17 protein-coding genes are annotated in these 20,812 nt (G+C 61.8%); 11 read left to right on the forward strand and 6 right to left on the reverse strand.

Annotated features, from left to right (window positions below; all coding sequences use genetic code 11):
• The first annotated feature begins 215 nt into the window (after window positions 1-215).
• The 4 genes from deoC to deoD all read left to right on the forward strand — a co-directional run bounded on the left by deoC (window position 216) and on the right by deoD (window position 4,701).
• The gene (gene deoC / locus ACJ8IP_RS15520; protein ID WP_033641793.1) at window positions 216-995 is read left to right on the forward strand and encodes a deoxyribose-phosphate aldolase; all 780 of its coding nucleotides are present in this window, start codon (window positions 216-218) and stop codon (window positions 993-995) included.
• Window positions 996-1,061: 66 nt separating this feature from the next.
• Window positions 1,062-2,387 (forward strand): thymidine phosphorylase, encoded by a 1,326-nt coding sequence (gene deoA / locus ACJ8IP_RS15525; protein WP_033641794.1) that lies wholly within the window; start codon window positions 1,062-1,064, stop codon window positions 2,385-2,387.
• A gap of 192 nt (window positions 2,388-2,579) precedes the next feature.
• On the forward strand, window positions 2,580-3,803 hold the full coding sequence (gene deoB / locus ACJ8IP_RS15530; RefSeq protein ID WP_042783657.1) for a phosphopentomutase: 1,224 nt from the start codon (window positions 2,580-2,582) through the stop codon (window positions 3,801-3,803).
• 166 nt (window positions 3,804-3,969) lie between these two features.
• Window positions 3,970-4,701: a purine-nucleoside phosphorylase gene (gene deoD / locus ACJ8IP_RS15535; RefSeq protein WP_004933059.1), complete on the forward strand. Its 732-nt coding sequence runs from the start codon at window positions 3,970-3,972 to the stop codon at window positions 4,699-4,701.
• A 169-nt stretch (window positions 4,702-4,870) separates the two neighbouring features.
• Here deoD and ACJ8IP_RS15540 read toward each other — a convergent pair whose 3' ends face one another.
• On the reverse strand, window positions 4,871-5,554 hold the full coding sequence (locus ACJ8IP_RS15540; protein ID WP_033641796.1) for a YtjB family periplasmic protein: 684 nt from the start codon (window positions 5,552-5,554) through the stop codon (window positions 4,871-4,873).
• A 110-nt stretch (window positions 5,555-5,664) separates the two neighbouring features.
• Between ACJ8IP_RS15540 and serB the strand changes: the two genes are divergently transcribed.
• The 4 genes from serB (at window position 5,665) to ACJ8IP_RS15560 (ending at window position 10,947) form a co-directional block, all read left to right on the forward strand.
• Window positions 5,665-6,642, forward strand: coding sequence for a phosphoserine phosphatase (serB, locus tag ACJ8IP_RS15545; RefSeq protein WP_042783658.1), 978 nt, complete (start codon window positions 5,665-5,667; stop codon window positions 6,640-6,642).
• Between the two features lie 19 nt (window positions 6,643-6,661).
• Window positions 6,662-8,047 (forward strand): DNA repair protein RadA, encoded by a 1,386-nt coding sequence (radA, locus tag ACJ8IP_RS15550; RefSeq protein WP_004933048.1) that lies wholly within the window; start codon window positions 6,662-6,664, stop codon window positions 8,045-8,047.
• A gap of 58 nt (window positions 8,048-8,105) precedes the next feature.
• The gene (gene nadR / locus ACJ8IP_RS15555) at window positions 8,106-9,380 is read left to right on the forward strand and encodes a multifunctional transcriptional regulator/nicotinamide-nucleotide adenylyltransferase/ribosylnicotinamide kinase NadR (RefSeq protein ID WP_033641798.1); all 1,275 of its coding nucleotides are present in this window, start codon (window positions 8,106-8,108) and stop codon (window positions 9,378-9,380) included.
• 133 nt (window positions 9,381-9,513) lie between these two features.
• The gene (locus tag ACJ8IP_RS15560; RefSeq protein ID WP_033641799.1) at window positions 9,514-10,947 is read left to right on the forward strand and encodes a glycosyltransferase family 39 protein; all 1,434 of its coding nucleotides are present in this window, start codon (window positions 9,514-9,516) and stop codon (window positions 10,945-10,947) included.
• Window positions 10,948-10,978: 31 nt separating this feature from the next.
• Here ACJ8IP_RS15560 and ACJ8IP_RS15565 read toward each other — a convergent pair whose 3' ends face one another.
• A complete protein-coding gene (locus ACJ8IP_RS15565; protein ID WP_072626700.1) occupies window positions 10,979-11,980 on the reverse strand; it encodes a zinc-binding alcohol dehydrogenase family protein in 1,002 nt (333 codons plus the stop codon).
• Between the two features lie 97 nt (window positions 11,981-12,077).
• Between ACJ8IP_RS15565 and ACJ8IP_RS15570 the strand changes: the two genes are divergently transcribed.
• Both ACJ8IP_RS15570 and ACJ8IP_RS15575 read left to right on the forward strand, forming a co-directional pair.
• Window positions 12,078-12,989 carry a LysR family transcriptional regulator gene (locus tag ACJ8IP_RS15570; RefSeq protein WP_164106949.1) on the forward strand — a complete coding sequence of 304 codons (912 nt, stop codon included), beginning with the start codon at window positions 12,078-12,080 and terminating at the stop codon, window positions 12,987-12,989.
• Window positions 12,990-13,096: 107 nt separating this feature from the next.
• Window positions 13,097-14,002, forward strand: coding sequence for an AraC family transcriptional regulator (locus ACJ8IP_RS15575; RefSeq protein ID WP_060659968.1), 906 nt, complete (start codon window positions 13,097-13,099; stop codon window positions 14,000-14,002).
• Between the two features lie 30 nt (window positions 14,003-14,032).
• Here ACJ8IP_RS15575 and ettA read toward each other — a convergent pair whose 3' ends face one another.
• From ettA to ACJ8IP_RS15595, 4 genes are all read right to left on the reverse strand, one after another.
• Complete coding sequence (ettA, locus tag ACJ8IP_RS15580; protein WP_025159620.1) at window positions 14,033-15,700, reverse strand: energy-dependent translational throttle protein EttA; 1,668 nt, start codon at window positions 15,698-15,700, stop codon at window positions 14,033-14,035.
• A gap of 142 nt (window positions 15,701-15,842) precedes the next feature.
• Entirely contained in the window at window positions 15,843-16,340 is a 498-nt protein-coding gene (locus ACJ8IP_RS15585) for an OmpA family protein (RefSeq protein WP_033641803.1), read from the reverse strand.
• A 38-nt stretch (window positions 16,341-16,378) separates the two neighbouring features.
• The gene (locus tag ACJ8IP_RS15590; RefSeq protein ID WP_033651699.1) at window positions 16,379-17,626 is read right to left on the reverse strand and encodes a diguanylate cyclase domain-containing protein; all 1,248 of its coding nucleotides are present in this window, start codon (window positions 17,624-17,626) and stop codon (window positions 16,379-16,381) included.
• The gene (locus ACJ8IP_RS15595; RefSeq protein WP_033651698.1) at window positions 17,623-18,234 is read right to left on the reverse strand and encodes a YfiR family protein; all 612 of its coding nucleotides are present in this window, start codon (window positions 18,232-18,234) and stop codon (window positions 17,623-17,625) included. Before ACJ8IP_RS15595 ends, ACJ8IP_RS15590 begins: the two co-directional genes overlap by 4 nt.
• Before the next feature lie 632 nt (window positions 18,235-18,866).
• Here ACJ8IP_RS15595 and sltY point away from each other — a divergent pair.
• Complete coding sequence (gene sltY, locus ACJ8IP_RS15600; RefSeq protein WP_046898094.1) at window positions 18,867-20,795, forward strand: murein transglycosylase; 1,929 nt, start codon at window positions 18,867-18,869, stop codon at window positions 20,793-20,795.
• Window positions 20,796-20,812: the final 17 nt, after the last annotated feature.

Below are 20,812 nucleotides of genomic sequence, written 5' to 3' on the forward strand. Positions count from 1 at the left end.
CGGTCTGTTACAGTGCTATTTCATATAGTGTGACGATGAACGCGAATCGCCCCCGGCATTCGTGTTCAAATAGCTATTACTGGCCGGCCGCAAGGCGGGTGGCCATGTGCGGTGAGAAGGATCTCAGTTGCCGCCGCGGGAACGCCGTTCCCCTGCGCTATCTTCATGGAACCAAGTCCGCTCGCCAACACCCAGGTACTCAGTTGGAGAGTTTTATGACCGAATTAACCGCAGCAGCGCAACGTGCGCTGAACTTGATGGATTTAACCACGCTGAACGATGATGACACCGACGAGAAAGTGATCGCCCTCTGTCGTCAGGCCAACAGCCCGGCCGGCCACACGGCGGCCATCTGCATCTACCCGCGTTTTATCCCGGTGGCGCGTAAGGCGCTGCGCGAGCAAGGCACGCCGGACATCCGTATCGCCACCGTGACCAACTTCCCGCATGGCAACGACGATATCGACATCGCGCTGGCGGAAACCCGCGCGGCCATCGCCTATGGGGCGGATGAAGTGGACGTGGTGTTCCCTTACCGCGCGCTGATCGCCGGCAACGAACAGGTCGGTTTCGAGCTGGTGAAACAGTGCAAACAGGCTTGCCAGGCGGCCAACGTGCTGCTGAAAGTGATCATCGAAACCGGTGAGCTGAAGCAGGCCGATCTGATCCGCAAGGCGTCCGAGATCGCCATCAAGGCCGGCGCCGACTTTATCAAGACCTCCACCGGCAAGGTGCCGGTCAACGCCACCCTGGAGAGCGCCGAGCTGATGATGTCAGTGATCCGCGATATGGGTGTGGCGAAGACGGTGGGCTTCAAGCCGGCCGGCGGCGTGCGCACCGCGGAAGACGCGCTGCATTATCTGCAACTTGCCGATCGTATTCTGGGCGAAGGGTGGGCCGACGCGCGGCATTTCCGCTTTGGCGCTTCCAGCCTGCTGGCCAGCTTGCTGGCCGCGCTGGGCCACCAAACCCAGACCGCCGGCGGCGGCTACTGATCGATATCGTTGGCGGGCGCCAGGCGCGCCCGTCTGCACCGACTCTCGGCGACACAGGGGGATGCCTTGTTCCTGGCTCAAGAAATTATTCGTAAAAAACGCGACGGCCAGCCGTTAAGCGAAGCGGAAATCCGCTTTTTCATCAACGGCATTCGCGACAATGTGGTGTCGGAAGGGCAGATCGCCGCGCTGGCGATGACCATTTATTTCCATGACATGAGCATGCCGGAGCGCGTGGCGCTCACCATGGCGATGCGCGATTCCGGCACCGTGCTGGACTGGAAGAGTTTGGCGCTGAACGGCCCGATCGTCGACAAGCACTCGACCGGCGGCGTGGGCGACGTGACTTCGCTGATGCTGGGCCCGATGGTGGCGGCCTGCGGCGGCTATGTGCCGATGATCTCCGGCCGCGGCCTGGGGCATACCGGCGGCACGCTGGACAAACTGGAAGCCATTCCGGGCTTCAATATTTTCCCGGACGATAACGCCTTCCGCAAAATCATTCAGGACGTCGGCGTGGCGATCATCGGCCAGACCAGCTCGCTGGCGCCGGCGGACAAGCGTTTTTACGCCACCCGCGATATCACCGCCACCGTGGATTCTATCCCGCTGATCACCGCCTCCATTCTGGCCAAGAAGCTGGCGGAAGGGTTGGATGCGCTGGTGATGGACGTGAAGGTCGGCTCCGGCGCCTTTATGCCGACCTATGCCCTGTCGCAAGATTTGGCGCAGGCGATCGTCGGCGTGGCCAACGGCGCGGGCTGCAAGACCACCGCGCTGCTGACCGACATGAATCAGGTGCTGGCTTCCAGCGCCGGCAACGCGGTGGAAGTGCGCGAAGCGGTGCGCTTCCTGACCGGCGAATACCGCAACCCGCGCCTGCTGGAAGTGACGCTGGCGCTGAGCGTAGAGATGCTGTTGTCCGGCGGCCTGGCGCAAGATGAGGCCGACGCGCGCGCCAAGCTGCAGGCGGTGCTGGATAACGGCAAGGCGGCGGAGGTGTTTGGCCGCATGGTGGCGGCGCAGCAGGGTCCGATAGACTTCGTCGAACGCTACGATAGCTATCTGCCGGCGGCAACGCTGAGCAAGCCGGTGTATGCTGAAAAGCCGGGCATCATCAGCGCCATGGATACCCGTGCGCTGGGCATGGCGGTGGTGTCGTTGGGCGGCGGCCGCCGTCGGGCGAGCGACGCCATCGATTACAGCGTCGGCCTGACCGAGATGGCGCGCCTGGGCGATACGGCGGATTCCCAGCAGCCGCTGGCGATGATCCACGCCAACGATGAAGAGAGCTGGCAGCAGGCGGCCGATGCGGTGCGCAGCGCAATGACGCTGAGCGATAAGGCGCCGGAAGCGACGCCGGTGGTGTATAAGCGCATCACTCAAGCGTGATGACCCTCGTCTTTCAAGCCGTAGCGTTGTTGGCTGCACGCGTGCACCCCAGTCACTTACTTGAGTAAGCTCCTGGGATACACGCGCTAGCCGCCTAGCTACAACTTGAAATCCATTGGGTATAAATTTAGAGAATAAGGGCGATTGCAGTTTTGCGGTCGCAATAGCGTGAGAACACGCAGGAGAGCACAGATGAAACGCACATTTATTATGGTATTGGACTCCTTCGGCATCGGCGCCAGCGAAGACGCCGAACGTTTTGGCGATCAGGGTTCCGACACCCTGGGCCACATCGCCGAGGTTTGCGCGCGCGGTGAGGCCAACGTTGGCCGTCAGGGCCCGCTGACGCTGCCTAACCTGAGCCGTCTGGGCCTCGGCAAAGCGGCGGAAGAGTCGACCGGCAACTTCCCGCAGGGGCTGGATCGCAACGCCGACATCATCGGCGCCTACGGCTACGCCAGCGAGCTCTCTTCCGGTAAAGACACGCCGTCTGGCCACTGGGAAATCGCCGGCGTGCCGGTGCTGTTCGACTGGGGCTACTTCAAGGACGAGCACAACAGCTTCCCGCAGGCGCTGCTGGATAAGCTGGTGGAGCGCGCCAATCTGCCGGGCTACCTGGGCAACTGCCACTCATCCGGCACCGTGATCCTCGATCAGTTGGGTGAAGAGCATATGAAAACCGGCAAGCCGATTTTCTACACCTCCGCCGACTCGGTATTCCAGATCGCCTGTCACGAAGAGACCTTCGGCCTGGAGCGCCTGTATGAGCTGTGCGAAATCGCGCGTGAAGAGCTGACCGAAGGCGGTTACAACATCGGTCGCGTGATCGCGCGTCCGTTCGTCGGCGACAAGCCGGGCCACTTCCAGCGCACCGGCAATCGCCACGATCTGGCGGTAGAGCCGCCGGCGCCGACCGTGCTGAAAAAGCTGGTGGACGAGAAGGGCGGCGAAGTGGTGTCGATCGGTAAAATCGCCGACATCTATGCCAACGTCGGCATCACCAAGAAGGTGAAGGCGACCGGCATCGACGCGCTGTTCGACGCGACCCTGATCGAAATGGAAAAGGCCGGCGACAACACCATCGTGTTCACCAACTTCGTGGACTTCGACTCCTCCTACGGTCACCGTCGCGACGTGGCGGGCTACGCCGCCGCGCTGGAGCTGTTCGACCGCCGCCTGCCGGAACTGCTGAAGCTGGTGAAAGACGAAGACATCATCATCTTCACCGCCGACCACGGCTGCGATCCGACCTGGAGCGGCACCGACCACACCCGCGAGCACATCCCGGTGCTGGTTTACGGCCCGAAAGTGAAACCGGGTTCACTGGGCCACCGCGAGACCTTCGCCGACATCGGCCAGACCGTCGCCAGTTACTTTGGCCTGTCGCCGATGGATTACGGTAAGACCCTGTTCTAAGCCCTGTCTTTCAAGCCGCAGCGTTGTTAGCTTCACGCGTGAACCCCAGTCGCTTACTCAAGTAAGCTCCTGGGGATTCACCCGCCAGCTGCCTGGCTGCAACTCGAAATTCAAGGCTTGGATGTTTGACGTTTTTATTAAATAAGATTTCTAAAGGAAGAAAATTATGGCTACGCCGCACATTAATGCTGAGATGGGTGATTTCGCTGACGTAGTACTGATGCCGGGCGACCCGCTGCGCGCAAAATACATCGCCGAAACCTTCCTGGAAGGCGCGGTGGAAGTGAACAACGTGCGCGGCATGTTGGGCTTCACCGGCACCTACAAAGGCCGCCGCATCTCCGTAATGGGCCACGGCATGGGCATTCCGTCCTGCTCCATCTACGCGCGCGAGCTGATCGCCGAATTCGGCGTGAAGAAGATCATTCGCGTGGGGTCCTGCGGCGCGGTGCGTGACGATATCAAACTGCGCGACGTGGTGATCGGCATGGGCGCGTGCACCGACTCCAAGGTGAACCGTCTGCGCTTCAAGGACAACGACTACGCGGCGATCGCCGACTTCGACATGGTGCGCAACGCGGTCGACGCGGCGGCGGCGCAGGGCATCCCGGCGCGCGTGGGCAATATCTTCTCCGCCGATCTGTTCTACACCCCGGATCCGGATATGTTCCAGGTGATGAAGAAGTACGGCATCCTGGGCGTGGAAATGGAAGCGGCCGGCATCTACGGCGTGGCGGCGGAGCTGTACGAAGAGTTCGGCTGTAAGGCGCTGACCATCTGCACCGTGTCCGACCACATCCTGCGTCACGAAGCGACCACGGCGGCGGAACGCCAGACCACCTTTAACGAAATGATCGTTATCGCGCTGGAATCCGTGCTGCTGGGCGACAAAGCGTAATACCGCGGCGGGCGTCGTCATGGCGCCCGCCCGTCAATCTATTCACTCCGCATGGCCGTTTTTGGCTAACGCTTTACCTTTCAATTGGATGTGGATCCCGTTGTTACGGACAATCTATTCAGCGAAAGGACAAGAAAACGGCACGAACGCATTCAACGCCTGGCCTGAATTACCCCTGCTTAGGCGCTTCCTGTTTTTTCTCCGGCGCATCGTCTTCATCGTCTTCCACCGTATTGCCTTCTTCCAGTGGTGTGTTGGCGGTCAACAGGTAGGGCGACTGCTGCCAGCGGCTGCGGCGGTGTTGCAGCAGGGTACGCGCCAGAATGATGCCGATCGCCAGCGCCAGCAGGATCATCAGGCGCAGCAGGTTGGTGGTGTTGTCCACCTGTTTGGATTCGGTCGCCAGCACGTGGGTGTCGAGGGTGATGCGGATAAAGCCGATCGGGCCGTCTTTGCCCTGAATGGATTCGACCAACTGGTGGTTGAAGTAGCTGCCGGCGCGTTTGCCGTCGAGCGACAGGCGATCGCGTATACTTATCTGTTCCCCGGCGTGGGAGACCAGCGTGCCGTCCAATTGATACACGCTGACGTCGAGAATGCGGCTGTGATCGGTGAGCTGCTTGAGGATGGCGTCGATGCGCGGATTGTTGCCGTCGTCGTCCAGCAGCGGCGCCAGGCTGTAGGCGACCTGTTTGGTCAGCGTTTGCGCCAGCTCTTCCACCTGCTCGGATCGCGCCATTTGGTGACTCAGGCTAAAATAAGAGGCGCCCTGCATCAGCAGCACCAGCAAAGCCAGGCAAATCAGGATAATAGCGGTGCGGTGCAGGCGAAATTTCAGTTTAGCGCGAGCCATGCAGGTTCCTTGGGCATCGGGGACACTTTATGTTGCCAGAACCGCTGGCGATAGGATAGCTTGATGCGTCGTTTTATCATGCAGCGTTTTTGTCCATTCAGGAGTCAATGATGTCAAACAGTCTGACCTATTGCGATCTTCCGGCGGAGATCTCTCAATGGCCGGGTCTTCCCCTTTCGCTCAGCGGCGACGAAGTGATGCCGCTGGACTACCGGGCGGGCAATACCGGGTGGCTGTTATATGGCAGGGCGCTGGACAAGGCGCGCATTACCCAATTCCAACGCAAGCTGGGCGCGGCGATGGTGATCGTCACCGCCTGGGGCGTGGACGACTATCAGGTGGTGCGGCTGGCGGGCACCTTGACGCCGCGCGCCAAGCTGCTGGCGGCGGAGAGCGGGCTGGATGTGGCGCCGCTCGGCAAAATCCCGCACCTGCGCACGCCGGGGCTGCTGGTGATGGACATGGATTCAACGGCGATCGAGATCGAGTGCATCGATGAGATCGCCAAGCTGGCGGGCGTCGGCGAGCAGGTGGCGGAAGTGACCGAACGCGCGATGCGCGGCGAGCTGGACTTTACCGCCAGCCTGCGCCAGCGCGTCGGTACGCTGAAAGGGGCCGACGCCAACATCCTTAAGCAGGTGCGCGACGAGCTGCCGCTGATGCCGGGGCTGACCAGCCTGGTGGGCAAGCTGCAGGCGATGGGCTGGCATGTGGCGATCGCCTCCGGCGGTTTCACCTACTACGCCGAATACCTGCGCAACCGGCTGCGGCTGGTGGCGGCGGCGGCCAACGAGCTGGAGATCCGCGACGGCAAACTGACCGGCGAAGTGCTGGGGCCGGTGGTGGACGCGCAGTTCAAAGCCGATACGCTGCTGCGGCTGGCGGAGAAGCTGGAGATCCCGTTGGCGCAAACCGTGGCCATCGGCGACGGCGCCAACGACTTGAAAATGATGCAGGCGGCGGGGCTGGGCATCGCCTACCACGCCAAACCGAAAGTGTATGAAAAAGCGCAGGTGGCGATCCGGCATGCGGATTTGATGGGCGTGCTGTGTATTCTCACCGGCAGCCTGAAACACGAAGTGCGATAACGAAAGATTGAGGTAAGACGTGGCAAAAGCGGCAAAACGGGCATTTGTGTGCAATGAGTGCGGGGCGGACTATCCGCGTTGGCAGGGGCAGTGCAGCGCCTGCCATGCCTGGAACACCATCACGGAAGTGCGTTTGGCCGCGTCGCCCGCTGCGGCGCGCAACGATCGCCTCAGCGGCTATGCCGGCGACGCCGGCGTCAGCAAAGTGCAGAAGCTGTCGGAAATCAGCCTTGAGGCGCTGCCGCGCTTCACTACCGGCTTTCTCGAGTTCGATCGCGTGCTGGGCGGCGGTGTGGTGCCCGGCAGCGCCATTCTGATCGGCGGCAACCCCGGCGCCGGCAAGAGCACCCTGTTGCTGCAGGTGCTGTGCAAACTGTCCGAACAGATGAAAACCCTGTACGTCACCGGCGAGGAATCGCTGCAGCAGGTGGCGATGCGCGCCCACCGTCTGGGGCTGCCGACCGGCGGCCTGAACATGCTGTCGGAAACCAGCATCGAGCAGATCTGCCTGATCGCCGAGCAGGAACAGCCGAAGCTGATGGTGATCGACTCGATTCAGGTGATGCACATGGCGGACATTCAGTCTTCGCCGGGCAGCGTGGCGCAGGTGCGGGAAACCGCCGCCTACCTGACGCGCTTCGCCAAGACGCGCGGCGTGGCGATCGTGATGGTCGGCCACGTCACCAAAGACGGCTCGCTGGCCGGGCCGAAAGTGCTGGAACACTGCATCGACTGTTCGGTGCTGCTGGACGGCGACGCCGATTCCCGCTTTCGCACCCTGCGCAGCCACAAGAACCGCTTCGGCGCGGTCAACGAGCTGGGGGTGTTCGCCATGACCGAACAGGGGCTGCGCGAAGTGAGCAACCCTTCGGCTATCTTCCTCAGCCGCGGCGACGAAGTTACCTCCGGCAGTTCTGTGATGGTGGTGTGGGAAGGCACCCGGCCGCTGCTGGTGGAGATCCAGGCGCTGGTGGATCATTCGATGATGTCCAACCCGCGCCGCGTGGCGGTGGGCCTGGAGCAGAACCGGTTGGCGATCCTGCTGGCGGTGCTGCACCGGCACGGCGGGCTGCAGATGTCGGATCAGGACGTGTTCGTCAACGTGGTCGGCGGGGTGAAGGTCAGCGAGACCAGCGCCGATCTGGCGCTGCTGATGTCGCTGGTCTCAAGCCTGCGCGATCGGCCGCTGCCGAACGATTTGGTGGTGTTCGGCGAAGTGGGGTTGGCGGGTGAGATCCGTCCGGTGCCGAGCGGCCAGGAGCGGATCGCCGAAGCGGCCAAGCACGGTTTCAAACGCGCCATCGTGCCGCACGGCAATATGCCGAAAAAGCCGCCGGCCAATATGCAGGTGTTCGGGGTCAAGAAGCTGGCGGACGCGCTGGACGTGCTGGAAGGGTTTTATTAATGTCGCCGACGGCGAGAAAGATATGCTATTTTGTTTAGCATACTAAACGGAGGTGGCCATGCCGCAATTTGATTACCTGAAGACGTCCATCAAGCAAAAGGGCTGCACGTTGCAGCAGGTGGCGGATGCCAGCGGCATGACCAAAGGCTATCTCAGCCAGCTGTTGAACGACAAGATCAAAAGCCCGAGCGCGCAAAAGCTCGAGGCGCTGCACCGTTTTCTCGGGCTGGAGTTCCCGCGCAAAGAGGTCAAAGTCGGCGTGGTGTTTGGTAAATTTTACCCGCTGCATACCGGCCACATCTATCTGATCCAGCGCGCCTGCAGCCAGGTGGATGAGCTGCACGTTATCTTGTGCCACGACGAGCCGCGCGACCGTGAGCTGTTCGAGAACAGTTCGATGTCGCAACAGCCGACGGTCAGCGATCGCCTGCGCTGGCTGCTGCAGACCTTCAAGTACCAGAAAAACATCCATATCCACTCGTTCGACGAGCAGGGCATCGAACCGTACCCGCACGGCTGGAACGTGTGGAGCGACGGCATGAAGGCCTTTATGGAACAGAAAGGCATCGTGCCGAGCTTCATCTATTCCAGCGAAGCGCAGGATGCACCGCGCTACCGCGAGCATCTGGGCATCGAAACCATTTTGGTCGATCCCGAACGGTCGTTCATGAACATCAGCGGCAATCAGATCCGTCAGGATCCGTTCCGTTATTGGGATTACATCCCGACCGAGGTGAAACCGTTCTTCGTGCGCACCGTGGCGATCCTCGGCGGCGAGTCGAGCGGCAAATCGACGCTGGTCAACAAGCTGGCCAACATCTTCAACACCACCAGCGCCTGGGAATATGGCCGCGATTACGTGTTCTCGCACCTGGGCGGCGACGAGATGGCGTTGCAGTACTCCGACTACGACAAAATTGCCCTCGGGCAGGCGCAATACGTAGATTTCGCGGTCAAGTACGCCAACAAGGTGGCGTTTATCGATACCGATTTCGTCACCACCCAGGCGTTTTGCAAAAAGTACGAAGGGCGTGAGCATCCCTTCGTGCAGGCGCTGATCGACGAATACCGCTTCGATCTGGTGATCCTGCTGGAAAACAACACGCCGTGGGTGGCGGACGGCCTGCGCAGTCTTGGCAGCACCGCCGATCGCCTGGCGTTCCAGCGCCTGCTGGAGGAGATGCTGCGCGCCAACAACATCGAGTACGTGCACGTTGAGTCCAGCGATTACGAAGAGCGCTTCCTGCGCTGTGTCGAGCTGGTGCAACAGCTGCTGGCGGCGGACGCCGGTCGGCTGGCGAATGCGCCCGCCCAGCGCCACGCCGCAGGCTGAGAAAAATTAGCGTAATGTGCGATCGCGCGGCAGAAACGGCCGCACGGACGCACATTTAAAGGCCTGTTTAAACATGGTTCATTCGGTAGCGACTACGTTAAGGTTTTCTTTACAATAACGCTCAGAAGAAGACATGTCTTATCGCTTACTCGCTCTCTGGTTGATCTGCTATGCCGCAGCCTGGACGCTGCTGACCGTTCATCTCGATCCTACCCTGCCTTACGACGCCGTCGAGGCGCTCAATTGGGGCCTCAACGGCGAGTGGGGCTCACCGAAAAATCCTTGGTTGGTCGGTGCGGCGATGCAGCCGGCGATCTGGCTGTCGTGGCTGCCGCTGAACGTTTACTGGTACGGCGGGCACTTCATCGCCATCGCCATCGGCATGTTGGGCGTCTGGCTGCTGGCGCGACGCCTGAGCGGCAGCACTTCGCTGGCCTGGATGGCGCTGCTGACGCTCAACCTGTCCGGCATCATCAATTTCGACATCATTCCCTACAACGACAACTACCTGTTGGTGATGCTGTGGCCGTGGATGGCGCTGTTCTTCCACATGGCGATTTCCCGTTCGGCCAACTGGTGGCCGGCCTTCGCGTTGGCCGCCGGTCTGGCGATGATGGCGAAGTATTCGACCTTCGCCTTCGTCTATTTCGCGGCGCTGTCGACGCTGTTCGTGCCGCAGATCCGTCGCTGCTATCGCCAACCGCAGTTCTATCTGGCGGTGGCGATCTGGCTGGCGCTGGTGTTGCCGAACGTATTCTGGCTGTGGAACCACGACTTCGCCGCCTTTAAGTGGGTGGATTCGCAGATCAAGATGCAGCTCAATCTCGACATGCTGCAGTCGCTGCTGCTGGTGTTCTATCCGTCGCTGGTGCTGTGGTGGATCCTACGCCGCAGCGGGGCGGTGCTGGCCTGGCCGAAAGCGTTGCCGATGCGGGTGCTGCTGTGGATCTACCTGCTGCCGCTCGGCATCATCACCTTTTGGTTCTCCTTCAACGTCGGCGGCCGCTTGACCGAGTGGCTGCAGCCGTTCTTCATGCTGGCACCCGCGCTGCTGGTCGGCTGCGTGCGTCAGCCGCCGGTGCGTTCGCTGCGGGCGGCGACTATTGGGCTGATGTGCGCGGCGCTGGCGGTCTATCTGGGGTATGCCGCGGTGATGCTGGGCAACGTGCGCAATGCCGGTCAGAAAATGGTGGGCATCAAGGCGTTCAGCGCCGGAGTGGAGCAGCTGTGGCAGGAGCGGTATGGCGTCAGTCTGCGTTATGTCGGCGGCGAATACCTGTCGCAGTGGATGACGGTGTATGCCGGTTCCCGGCCGCAGACCATTACGCGCTGGTCCAATCATACGCGGCCGAACATCTACAACGTCAACATCAGCTATCCGCAGATTGCGCAGCATGGCGTCGCCTTGTTCGGTCGGTTGGGTGAAGACTGCGCGCACAGCGACTTCGGCGGCGAACTGGCCCACTGGCCGAAGATGCGCCTCGACTGGCAGCAGACGCTGACGTTCCGCGCCGATCCGCAGAGCGACGAGCAGGTGCTGTGCGTCGGCTTCGTTCGCCCGCAGTAACGGCGGCGCAGAACGCCGCCGCGATGCGAACTCAGTAAGCGATAACCAGCTTGCCTTGCATATGGCCGCCGAGCAGCTGTTGGTGCGCGGCGGTCAGCGTGTCTACCGACAGCCCGTGCAGGGTTTCGCTCAGCGTGGTGCTCAGCTTGCCGTCGTCCAGCAGTTGCGCCACCTGCTGCAGGATCCGGCCTTGCTGCGCGATGTCCGGGGTGGTGAACATGCTGCGGGTGAACATGAATTCCCAGTGCAGCGCGGCGCTTTTCAGCTTCAGCGCGTTTTGATCCAACGGCTGCGCGTTCTCGACGATGGTGCAGATATGGCCGAGCGGCGCGATCAGTTCGGCCATCGCCGGCCAGTGGCCGTCGGTATCGTTCAGACAGAGGATGTAATCCACCTGCTCGATGCCGTGTTGCGCCAGGTTGCCCTTCAAATCGCGGTAGTCCACCACCAGGTCGGCGCCCCGCTCGCGGCACCAGGCGGCGGATTCCGGCCTGGACGCGGTGGCGATCACTTTCACCTTGCTGCGCAGCGCGGCCAGCGGAATGGCCAGCGAGCCGACCCCGCCGGCGCCGCCGATGATCAGCAGCGTCTTGTGCTCGGGCGCATCCTGAATGTTCAGGTGCTCGAACAGCGCCTCCCAGGCGGTGAGGGCGGTGAGCGGCATGGCGGCGGACTCCGCCCAGTTCAGGCTGCGCGGTTTGTGCGCGGCGATGCGCGAGTCGATCAGTTGGTGGCTGCTGTTGCTGCCGGGCCGGGTGATGTCGCCGGCGTACCACACTTCATCGCCGGGCTTGAAGCCGCTGACGCCGCTGCCCACGTCCAGCACGATGCCGCTGGCGTCCCAGCCGAGGACGCGCGGCTGCTGCAGGCCGCTTTTCTGCAGACCGGCGTGTACTTTGGTATCCACCGGGTTGACCGAGGCCGCTTTCACTTCCACCAGCAGATCGTACTGGCCGGGCACCGGCATCTCCGGTGAGATTTCGATGAAACCGGCGGGGTTCTGCGGGTCTACGGCAATGGCTTTTATCGACATGATTGTGCTCCTTTCAAATGATGTCCCCAGTGTAGACCCGCAACAGTGGGGTGATAAGATGGACAATATCTAACTGAGTGTTCGTCAGGGGTGAACAATGGAGTTCAAACAGCTGCAGGACATGGCGCTGTTCGCGCTGGTGGCGGAGTGCGGCAGTTTCACCGCCGCCGCGCAGCGTGTCGGGTTGCCGAAGTCCAGCGTCAGTCAGCGCATCAGCCAGCTCGAACAAACGCTGGGGTTGCGTTTGCTCAACCGCACCACGCGCCAGCTGAACCTGACCTTCGCCGGCGAGCGCTATCTGGAACATTGCCAGGCGATGATGTCCGCCGCCGAGCGGGCCGATCTGGCACTGCAGCGGCTGCGCGACAACCCGAGCGGCCGCCTGCGCATCTCGACGCCGGCCGGGTTGGGGGCAACCCTGGTGGCGCGGCTGGCGGCGGATTTTCAGCACCAGTACCCGGACGTATCGCTGGAGGTGTCGGTATCCGACGCCATGGTGGATCTGGTGCAGGAAGGCTTCGACGCCGCGCTGCGCACCGGCAAGCCGCAGGATTCTTCGCTGATCGGCCGCCGCCTCGGGTATGCGCCGCGCTATCTGCTGGCTGCGCCGTCCTATCTGGCGCAGCACTCGCCGATCGAGCACCCGCAGCAGCTGCAGCAACATCGCTGCATTGCCCACCGCGCCTGGACGGCCTGGAACCTGCGCTGCGGCGACGATTATTACCGCTGGCAGCTGCCGCTGGCGCACACCACCGACAATCTGCTGTATGCGCGCGAATGCGCTATCGCCGGTGCGGGGATCACGCTGCTGCCGGCGTTTCTCAGCCGCGAGGTGGTGGCGCAGAAGCTGTTGGTGGAGGTGTTGCCGGCCTGGCGCGCAGAAGGGAATGAACTGTATCTGGTTTACCCGAGCCGCAAGCTGAATTCCCCGGCGCTGGCCTGTTTCATCGATGTGGTATTGCAGCACCCGGCGTTTGACGACTACGCGCGCGAGCTGACGCGGGAGTAGGGCTGGCAGATGACGCCGACGCCTAATTTCTGTCGCCATCGTCCTAAAACCTTTGGCTGGAGCATGGCGCGGGCTATGCTCATGAAAGGGGCTTAGGGGGAGAGGGTATGGATCCGTTATCGGAAGTGCTTGCGCCATTGAACAGCCAGAATGCGTTTTTCGGCGGCCTGAAGGCCGGCGGCGACTGGGCCGTTCATTTTCCTGCGCCGCAGAGCGGGAAATTCAACGCGGTGGTGCGCGGCGGCTGTTGGCTGGCGGCGGAAGGGTTGGCCGAACCGCTGCGGCTGGCGGCCGGCGACTGCTTGCTGCTGACCCGCAGCCTGCCGGTCACTGTCGGCAGCGATCTGTCGCTGCCAGCGCTCGATGCTGACGTACTTTATCTGCAGGCGAAAAATGGTGTGGCGAGCTGCGGTGAGGCGGAGGATTGCCTGTTTATCGGCGGGAGTTTTACCTTCGGTGAGGAAGTGGAGCGGTTGTTGGGGAGTTTACCGGCGTTGATGGTGATCCGAGGCGGCACCGAAGAGGCCGCCGTGTTGCAATGGGCGTTGCAGCGGCTGGCGGACGAGCTGTTAAAGCCTTCGCCGGGTAGCGCGCTGATGACGCATCACCTGGGGCAAATCATGTTGACCCAGGCGCTGCGGATTTACCTGACGGGGGAGGAGGGCGCGGCCTCCGGCTGGCTGCCCGCCTTGTTCGATCCGCGCATCGGCGCCGCGATGCAGGCAGTACACGCCGATCCAGCCCGTCGCTGGACGGTGGCGTCATTGGCCGATGCGGCGAGCGTTTCCCGTTCGACGTTGGCGCTGCGCTTCAAGCAGAAGGCGGGAATGGCGCCGCTTGAGTATGTGTCGCGTTGGCGCATGTTGCTGGCTGCGCGGGCGCTGCGTACCGGCGTTGAACCGGTATCCATCATCGCGCAACGTTTGGGGTACGATTCCGACAGCGCGTTCAGCCATGCTTTCAAGCGCGTGATGGCGTGCTCACCGCGCGATTATCGCCGGGCGCGGGCATAAAAAAAGGCGCCGCATGCGGCGCCTTGGGGATTACTTGGCGATCTTTTTGTACTTGATGCGGTGCGGCTCGAGCGCATCGGCGCCCAGCGTACGCTTCTTGTACTCTTCGTACTCGGTGAAGTTGCCTTCGAAGAATTCCACCTTGCCCTCGTCCTGGTAGTCCAGGATGTGGGTGGCGATACGGTCGAGGAACCAACGGTCGTGCGAGATCACCATGGCGCAGCCAGGGAATTCCAGCAGGGCGTTTTCCAGCGCGCGCAGGGTTTCGATATCCAGGTCGTTGGTCGGTTCATCGAGCAGCAGCACGTTGCCGCCAACCTGCAGCAGCTTGGCCAGGTGCAGACGGCCACGCTCACCGCCGGACAGCTCGCCCACGCGTTTGCCCTGATCGACGCCCTTGAAGTTGAAGCGGCCGACATAGGCGCGGCTCGGCATCTCGGTGTTGCCGATGCGCATGATGTCCTGCCCGCCGGAGACCTCTTCCCACACGGTTTTCGAACCGTCCATGCTGTCGCGGAACTGATCGACGGACGCCAGCTTGACGGTATCGCCCAGCACGATGCTGCCGGAATCAGGTTGCTCCTGACCGGACATCATGCGGAACAGCGTGGATTTACCCGCGCCGTTCGGGCCGATGATGCCGACGATCGCCCCTTTCGGCACCGAGAACGACAGGTCGTCGATCAGCAGGCGGTCGCCGTAAGACTTGCGCAGGTTGCTGACTTCGACCACTTTATCGCCCAGGCGCGCGCCAGGTGGAATGAACAGTTCGTTGGTTTCGTTACGTTTTTGGTATTCGGTGTTGTTCAGCTCTTCAAAGCGGGCCAGACGGGCCTTGCCTTTGGACTGGCGGCCTTTGGCGCCCTGGCGCACCCACTCCAGCTCTTTCTCGATCGACTTGCGACGAGCGGCTTCGGCGGACGCTTCCTGCGCCAGACGCGCGTCTTTCTGCTCCAGCCAGGACGAGTAGTTGCCTTCCCACGGAATGCCTTCGCCGCGGTCCAGTTCGAGGATCCAGCCGGCCACGTTATCCAGGAAGTAGCGGTCGTGGGTGATCGCCACGACGGTGCCTTCGAAGTCGTGCAGGAAGCGTTCCAGCCAGGCCACGGACTCGGCGTCCAGGTGGTTGGTCGGTTCGTCCAGCAGCAGCATGTCCGGCTTTTCGAGCAGCAGGCGGCACAGCGCGACGCGGCGGCGTTCACCCCCGGACAGATGGGCGATTTTGGCGTCCCAATCCGGCAGGCGCAGCGCATCGGCGGCGCGTTCCAGCTGCGCGTTGAGGTTGTGACCGTCGTGCGCCTGAATGATCTCTTCCAGGCGGCCCTGTTCGGCGGCCAGCTTGTCGAAGTCTGCGCCTTCTTCCGCGTACAGCGCGTACACTTCGTCCAGGCGTTTCAGCGCGCCGACCACTTCCGCCAGCGCTTCTTCCACCGACTCACGCACGGTGTGTTCGAGGTTAAGCTGCGGCTCCTGCGGCAGATAACCGATCTTGATGCCCGGCTGCGGGCGCGCTTCCCCTTCGATATCGGTATCGATGCCGGCCATGATGCGCAGCAGGGTGGACTTACCGGCGCCGTTCAGGCCCAGTACGCCGATTTTTGCCCCAGGGAAGAAGCTCAGGGAGATGTTTTTCAAAATATGACGCTTCGGCGGTACCACTTTGCCGACGCGGTGCATGGTATAGACGTATTGAGCCACGTTGCTCTAAGCCTCTCTATATCAGTATTTATAGGATGTCTGGCGGCATGAGTGTAGCCCGTTTCGATCTTGGATCCCAGACATCGCTCAGCGATCGCTAAGTATAACCGTTTATGCGCCGATAAAGGCGCATATTGGTGGCTTATGGCGTGACGACGATCGCGACGCGGCGGTTTTCCGCGCGGCCGCTGGAGGTGCGGTTGTCGGCGACGGGATCGCGCTTGCCCATGCCGCGGGTTTCGATGTTGGCGCGCGGAATACCGACGCTGGCCAGCAGATCGGCGACCGCATCGGCGCGGCGCAGGGAGAGCTGATCGTTATAGCTGTCTTCGCCGTAGTTGTCGGTATGGCCGTCCAGACGGAACTTGGTGATACCGACGCTCAGCAGCGCGCGGCCCATCTTCTGCACCGTCTCGGTGCTTTCCGGGTTCAGCTTGCCGATGTTGTTGCCGAACAGCACTTTATCCGACAGGCCGAATTCCCAACCGTTGTCGGTCAGTTTGAAGCCCTGCGATTGCAGCAGCGCAACCTGCTCGGGCGTCAGGCCTTGCGGCTTGCTCTGGCAACCGGCGAGCGCCAGCAGGGCGACGAACGCCATCGTCAGCAGTGAAAAACGACCTTTAAACAGTTGCTGTATCATAGTCAAAATCCCTAGTTCAAGTGTTATAGCCGGGGCTCTTATTTATGTATAGCCAGCCGCCAGCCTCCGTTATAACGATGCTTTGCTTGATACATCGCATCGTCAGCTTCGTGCAAAAGACCCTGAGGCGTCGACGCGTGATCAGGGTACAGCGCAATGCCGATACTCAGAGAGGTAATGATTGTCTCGTCGTTCGGTAAAATAACCGGTTGCGTCATGCAATCGATGATGTTGTCGGCGATCTGCAAGACATCTTCCGTGCTGTGCACCGGCGCCAGCAGCACGGCGAATTCATCTCCTCCCAGGCGTGCGACCAGATCGGATTCGCGCAGCTGCGCGCGAATGCGTCCGGCAATGGTGGTCAGCACCGCATCGCCCGCGGCGTGACCGTAACTGTCGTTCACTTCCTTGAAGCGATCGCCGTCGATAAACAGCACCGCCAATTTCGCCGGCGGCGCAATATCGCCCAGGGCGCGGCTCAGCCGGCCTTCGAAGAAGGCGCGGTTCGGCAAGCCGGTCAGGCTGTCGTGCGTCGCCCGGTGGGCCAGCGAGTCGTTTTCCTGCTTTAGATGGGCCTGCCAGGCCTCCAGTTCATCGAGCAAGCCATTGAAATCATTGCTGAGCTCATGCAGCTCGGCGATCGGCGCCGAGGGCACCCGCAGGCCGAAGGTGCGATCTCGCCGCACCGCATGCGCCACGTTGGCGATGTCGTCCAACGAACTGACGATGCCGACCAGCATGCGGCGCGACAACACCAGGGCACACAGGGTACTGAGCACCATGCAGGCGATCATGCCGACCAGCCCGCGCAACAGGAAACGCAACAGGCTGCCGCCGTTGCCGCTCAGCCAGACCTGGCCGACCTGTTTGCCCTCGTGGGAGATAGGCAGGATGACCGGCTCGGGCAGCGCCCAGTGGGCGATAACCTGCTCCATGCCGTGCAGCGGACCATCTTTGGGACGATGCCAACTGACCAGCACGTCACCGGCGTTGTTCAGAATTTTGGCCTCCGACACCTCTTCTTTGGCGGCGATCAGCACCATCGCCTCGCGAATGTAGGGGCGATCGCCAAACACCACTGCCGCTTCAACCGTATAGCTGATGGAGCGCGCGATCAGGTGCAGGTTGTGGTTGGCATAGGCGCGCAGCGCGAACAGCGCCACCAGCGTCAGAAAGATGCCGGCGGTGCCGACGGCGATCAACGCCAGCCCAAGATGCACCCGCTGCAGCACCCGGCCCAACGTCGGGCGCGCATTGCCGGAACGGTTTCTACGCAACAGCCTCATAGCGGCGGCGCCTGTTTGCGCGCCAGCTGCAGCACGTTGGGGTGAACGCGCACGCCGCTGCGCGCCAGGGCGTCCAGGTTGACCTTGAAGCCGGCCTGGTCGCCGTTGATCTGCAGGCAAAATGCGCTGCCGGCGGAGCATTCGCTATCGTTCTCGCTGATGCTGAGAATGGAGTTGCCGGAAATGCGCTGCATGAAATTTTGTCTCTGCGCGGCGTTGATGTTCCCTAAATAGATGACATCGCAGCCGGTACTCAGCGTCGGGCTGTCGAACGGCACGCGTTCGGTTTTAATCGGACGCGGCGCGCTGAGCAGGATCGGATCGAACAGCCCCTCGGCATACTGGGTGGGTGCGGTCACGCACAACCGGATCGGATTGGGTTCACGTGACCAGCGGGCGTAGCTGATGATGCCTACCACCACGGTCGTCACGGCGTGCGTGCGCTGTTGATAGGGATCATCGGCGGCGCGCGCAGGCCCGGGCAACGTCAGCAGCGCCAACAAAACGATCAGCAACAGGCGGCCGATATTCAGGCGTGCGGCAAGGAAGCCCGGCACGGGGCTTTTTGCGCAACGCATCGTTATCGCGGTATTACTCGCCATCTTCACCCGCCATTCCGGCCTGATCCACCGCCCGCAGGCCGTGGCCCGACAAGTAAAAATCCGGCCCGCTTGAAGGGACAATCGTTTTGCTGAAAGCTGTCAGTCGCACTGCCTAATGAACACTATCTACCCATAATTGGCGCGGATTGTATTATAAGATGTCTTCGTTGGGCGCTTTATGTGCTGTTTTCTCGGAATTATCCTACTTATTTTTGATAGTATAAAAATGCCCTCTCGGGTTTGCCACCGCTTTTCTGCAAAGTTGGCGCGTTTGGCCAGCTGTCAGGCGATTTGCGCAACGTCGGCGCTATCTCTTAAATGCAATAATGTGATAACTAATAATTAGAAAGTATTTTACTTTTCCAATAAACGCCGTTGCGGCTAATAAAAATCCGGCCGGCGATAATATCCCGCCGCCCTGATTTGTCAGCCAAAGTAAACGTTTTTTACCTGGCTCCGATCATGGCGATACACTTCTTCTTCTACAGTATTGAATGGATGAGCGATTGCGCTGTCTATGGTAGATATCTGCGTCCGGGCCGTGCGCCCGGTTTTATTTTGTTCTGCGGCGCCGTGGCGCGGCGGTTACCGGGGAGCTGGGCGGCTCCCGCGGCACAATCAGTGAGGAAAGAGCGAGGATGGTCAAGGTGGACAAGCGACGGCTGTTGGCGATGGGGCTGTGCCTGACGGCGTTTTCCGGCGCGGCGCTGGCGGATTCTCTGGATGCGCAACGTCAGCGCTACCAGCAGATCAAGCAGGCGTGGGACGGCAATCAGATGGACGTGGTGGCGCAGCTGATGCCGACGCTGCGCGATTACCCGCTTTATCCTTATCTGGAATACCGCGAGCTGACTCAGGATCTGAGTCAGGCGGGGTTCTCCGAAGTGAACGACTTTATCAAACGCAACCCGACGCTGCCGCCGGCGAAATCGCTGGCGCCGCGCTTCGTCAATGAACTGGCGCGGCGCGAAGATTGGCGCACCCTGCTGGCCTTCAGCCCACAGCCGCCCAAACCGGTGGCGGCACGCTGCAACTATTACTACGCCAAATGGGCTACCGGCGACCAGCAGGCGGCCTGGAGCGGCGCCGACGAGCTGTGGCTGAACGGCAAAACGCTGCCGGGCGCCTGCGATCGGCTGTTCAGCGTCTGGCGCGGCGCAGGCAAGCAAACGCCGCTCGATATTCTGGCGCGCATGAAGCTGGCGCTGAAAGAGGGCAACAGCTCGCTGGTCAGCAACCTCTACAGCCAACTGCCGGCCGACTATCAAACCATGGGCAACGCTCTGGTGCGCTTGCAAAACGATCCGACCACCGTGGAAGCCTTCGCCCGCAGCGTAGGGCCGACCGACTTTACCCGTGCCGCCACCGGCATCGCCTTTGAGCGCCTGGCGCGGCAGGATGTGGAAAACGCGCGGGCGATGATCCCGACGCTCGCGCGGCTGCAGAAAATGAGCGACGAGGAGCGGCTGGGGCTGGAAGAGGCGGTGGCCTGGCGCCTGATGGGCAGCGACGCCACCCTGGAACAGGCGCAGTGGCGCGATCAGGTGATTCTGCGCAGCCGTTCGCCTTCGCTGCTGGAGCGTCGGGTGCGCATGGCGCTGGGCAACGGCGATCGGCAGGGCGTCGCGACCTGGCTGGCTCGCTTGCCGGAAGAGTCGCGCAACAAGGATGAGTGGCGCTACTGGCGCGCCAGTCAGCTGATGGACGAAGGCAAACGCGCCGAAGGCGAGGAGATGTTGCGCAACCTGATGACCGAACGCGGCTTCTATCCGATGGTGGCGGCGCAGAAGCTGAACGCAACCTATCCGGTGATGGTGGCGGTGGCGGCCAAGCCGCGCGCGTCGCTGACCGACGGGCCGGAAGTGGCCCGAGTGCGCGAGCTGATGTACTGGAATATGGACAACCTGGCCCGCAGCGAGTGGGGTTCCTATGTCGCCAGCCGCAGCCGGCCTGAACAAGAGGCGCTGGCGCGTTACGCCTTTGAGCAAAAATGGGCCGATCTGAGCGTGCAGGCGACCATCGTCGGCAAGCTGTGGGATCATCTGGAAGAGCGTTTCCCGGTCGCCTGGCCGCAGGAGTTCCGCCGCGCCACCGATGACAAGGGGATCACCAGCAGCTATGCGATGGCGATCGCGCGTCAGGAGAGCGCCTGGAATCCGAAGGCGCAGTCGCCGGTCGGCGCCTCCGGCCTGATGCAGGTCATGCCGCGCACCGCGCAGCATACGGTGCAGATGTACAACATTCCCGGCTATGTCGGGCCGAGCCAATTGTTCGATCCGCAGACCAACATCACCATCGGCACCAGCTATCTGGAGTCGGTCTATCAGCAGTTCGGCCGCAACCGCATTCTGTCGAGCGCCGCTTATAACGCCGGCCCGTCGCGAGTGAACACCTGGCTGGGCAACAGCGCGGGGCGGATCGATCCGGTAGCGTTCATCGAAAGCATTCCGTTCTCGGAAACCCGCGGCTACGTCAAGAACGTGCTGGCTTACGATGCGTTTTACCGCTATCTGACGCACCGGCCGGCCAAGGTGCTGACCGACGCCGAGTGGCAGAGACGTTATTGATTTTGACGGCCCTATGG

It is taken from the genome of Serratia sp. CY52157, assembly GCF_052168495.1.
Taxonomy (GTDB): domain Bacteria; phylum Pseudomonadota; class Gammaproteobacteria; order Enterobacterales; family Enterobacteriaceae; genus Serratia; species Serratia ureilytica.